At 68.7% G+C, this 3,372-nt stretch carries 3 protein-coding genes; 1 reads left to right on the forward strand and 2 read right to left on the reverse strand.

The window, feature by feature from the left end:
- Positions 1-1,304, reverse strand: a 1,304-nt coding sequence (locus ACZ69M_RS51095; protein ID WP_470060545.1) for a thioredoxin family protein, incomplete at its 3' end; no start/stop codon positions are given.
- A 39-nt stretch (positions 1,305-1,343) separates the two neighbouring features.
- The gene (locus ACZ69M_RS51100) at positions 1,344-2,738 is read right to left on the reverse strand and encodes a type 1 periplasmic-binding domain-containing protein (protein WP_470060546.1); all 1,395 of its coding nucleotides are present in this window, start codon (positions 2,736-2,738) and stop codon (positions 1,344-1,346) included.
- Between the two features lie 170 nt (positions 2,739-2,908).
- On the opposite strand from ACZ69M_RS51100, the gene ACZ69M_RS51105 reads away from it, so the two are divergent.
- A complete protein-coding gene (locus tag ACZ69M_RS51105) occupies positions 2,909-3,262 on the forward strand; it encodes a hypothetical protein (protein WP_470060547.1) in 354 nt (117 codons plus the stop codon).
- The last annotated feature ends 110 nt before the right edge of the window (positions 3,263-3,372 follow it).

Genomic DNA, 3,372 nt, shown 5'->3' on the forward strand with positions numbered 1-3,372 from the left:
TGCGGTCGCAGGGCGATCCAGTCGCTGCGTGCCGCATTGGGCGGGACCAGCCATCCGTCCGCTTCCCGCAGGCCGAAGGACACGAGCCGTTCCTCCTGCGCGGGTTGTGGCTGTGGCCGGGTGGCAGCTGCCGCACCGACCAGGCCCGCCAGAGCGGTCAGTTCCTCGACGTGGTGGGGGCCGCAGGTGTCGCGCCGGGCCACCACCCGGCCCTCGTGGAGCAGCAGCAGTTCGGAGAGCCCGGCCTGGCGGAGTTCGTTCTGTACAGCCGGGTTGTCGAGGTCGCAGACCTTGCCGACCGCACAGTCCCGGACCTCCGCCAGCGCGGTGACCACAGCGTCAGGCAAGGGATCGGCAGGATGCTCGGCCAGCGCGATGACCGGTTCCGGGCCGGCGTCGGCGAGCCGCACGGCTGGCAGTTCGGGCGATGGTGCGCCTGGCTCGGGCGGAGATAGATGGGCCGCCAGCTGCGGAGCGGTCCACTCGAAGTTGACCATCGCGTGCGGCAGCATGCGCCGGATCATCGGCAGGTCGGCACCCGGTGCGTCGACGTGCAGCAACTGCAATCGGCGCAACAGAGCGAGGGACTCGACCACATCCTTGTGCAACGGTCGCGCCGAGATCAGGGTGAGCGATGCCAGCGCCGTCAGGTCTCCCAACTCCTCGATGGGTTCGGGGGTGAGATGGGAGCACTGGAGCATCACGGCATCGATCGCACCAGGCGCGAACTCCCGTAGGACGGAGAGGTCGCAGCTCGGGGTGAGGCGCAGGTCAGAGGTGAAGGACACGCGCAGTGCCTCGTCCTCGGCGAGCTGCGCCACCTCGCCGGGTTGGACCTCCTCATGACCGTTCCAGACGGTGATCCGGGGGTCGTCGAAGAACGGGACGGTGACAGACCGGGGCCCGCTCACCGCCACCGTGTCCGAGGGCTCCGCTTCGGTGTCGGGCCGTGCGCCGTCGTGGTCGGTGAGGGACCCCCCCCCCCCACCGACCACGGCCAGTGTCGTAGCCAGTTCCTGCCGGTTGAGGGCTCCTGCCCGGAGCCAGAGCTGCTCTCCGGCACACACCAGAGTCAGCGTCGGGAAGGCTTGAACCCGGAACCGGGCTGCGGCAACCGGCACCTGCTCGGCATCGACGCGCACCACGCGCAGCACGCCAGGGCTGGCCGCGGCCCACGCGCCGAGCTGCGGGCCGAAAGTCCGGCAGGGACCGCACCACGGCGTGGTGAAGTACAGCAGCAGTGGGTCGTCACCGGCCTCCAGGAGCGCTCGCTCCAGTTCGGCATCGGTCGTCGCGTCGATCATCAGGCTCCCTTCAAGCCGCTTCGGCGTCTTGACGCGGTGTCAGAAGGCCACGGGCTTCGTGCCGGGGACGGCGCACTTGCACTTGGCCGAGTACGTCTGCCGCACCAGACCGGCTCCGCCGTCATGCCGTCCCGGTCCGAACGTGGTCGCGTAGAGCCGGGGTGACTGGTAGGAGTCCTTCAGCTTGTCGAGGCCGACGGAGAACGCCTCGGCGTTGACGTAGGTGCTGCCGCTTGCGGCGAGCGAGGCATTCAGGAGCGCCAGGCCGTCGCACAGGTCCAGGTCGACGTAGGGCTGCAGTGCGGGGTCCGCCTTCACGACCGCGTCGTACAGCTTGCCTCCGGGCGTGGCTGCCTGGGCGTCGGTGAGCCGCGGGGTGTCCCGCGTGGGCCGCGACAGGTAGGTGACCAGGTTGTCGGCGAGCTTCGGTGTGATCCGGACCTGGGCGGCCGCGGTCAGAAGCTGGTGCGGGGGACCGTCGATGCCCAGGATCTGCGGGTCGAACTGCTGCTTCTGGAAGGCGGGTAGCAGACTGAACTGCAACGAGAAGGTGGCGGTGGCGCCTGCCAGGACGATGACCCGCTCGGTGCCGGTGCTCTTCAGCTTGACGGCGAGGCTGAGCGCGTCGGCCGCGCTCATCGTCTGGCTGACGGGGACGACCTGGGGGTCGGTGACGCCCGCCTTCGCCAAAGCCGGCAGATAGGTCTTGTTCAGAGTGTCGGCGGGCTGCGAACTTTCGGTGATCAGCGCGGTCTTGGCCGGCTTCGACAGGACACCGGAGTCCTTGCCGGCGGCGACGAGGGCATCGGCGAGACGGTCGGCCGCGATGGAGACGCCGGCGGTGGCGGGAGCCCGCTGGAAGTCGGACGTGGTCCAGCCGGTCGTGCCGATGACCGGGTGGCCGCCGGCGTTGAGGCATGCGCCCGCGGCCGGGGTTCCGTACGGGGCACTGGCCAGGTCGGCGGCGAACAACGCGAACACCTTGGCACCGGCGTACGCGTCGCAGGCGGCCTTGCCGTTGGTGGGATCGGAGACCGGAAGGAAATTGGACTTCTCGAACGCGTTGTACCGCTGCCCCACCAGGGAACCACCGGGGTCGTTCTGGAGGATCTGGACCTTGCGGCCGGCGATGCCCCCCTGTTTGTTGAAGGCGTCCACAACGGCCTTCACGCCCTCCTGGCGGTTCTTCACGTCCGCCGCCGGCGCGCCGGCGGCGGGTGCCAGTGCCTTGCCCCACGAGATGGTGACGGTGTCCTTGGTGACACCGGGACCGTTCTCGGCGGGGATGGTGGCAGAACGCGTGGGGGCGGAGCCGGCTTTGTCCGCGCCCGAGCCGGCGGTGGCTGAGCAGCCCGCGGTGATGAGTACGGCCGTGGCGGTGACGGCGATGATGCGCAGGCCGGATCGGCGGGCACCTGTGGACGATCTCGACATGGATGGTCCTCGGGGTAGCGAGTGTCGGGGTGGCGACAAGTGTGAACGATCCGAGCGCCCTATTGTCAATAGCAGAAAGGTTAATCACTCATACCAATGGTCGCCGATAGCGAATCTCTAAGCAGATCAATCTTGACATCTGCTGGACGAAGGCGGTTAGCCTCCAGGCCATGACTGCACACTCCGGCAGGCGCCGATCTCCGTTGCGCGGCCTGCTGTGCGCACTGCTCCTGGGAGTCGTCCTGTCGCTCTCGGGCTGTTCCGGGCTGGACGGGCTGCAGTTCCGTCAGGACGACCGGCTGCACATCCGGACACCGGCGAACCTGTCGACGGTGCGGTTCCCGCTCCGGGTGAGCCGGCAGATGACCAACGCTCCTCCCGGCAGCCGCTACGGCGTCTTCTTCGACCGCTATCCGATGGCTCCGGGTGAGTCCCTGCGCGACATCGTCGACACGCAGGCCGACTGCCGCGGCGCCGACGAGTGCCTGCGGTCCGACTATCTCGGCGCCGTCTTCCGCATCTAGTGCTGGATTCCTCTCTGACTGGGTATATGTCCTGGTGGCGGGGTAGTTGTGGGTGCTCGGGGGCGGGTGCTGGGCGTTGGTTTTATGGGCACGACCGGAGCGTGACGAGG

This window comes from Streptomyces sp. NPDC107454, from assembly GCF_055582885.1.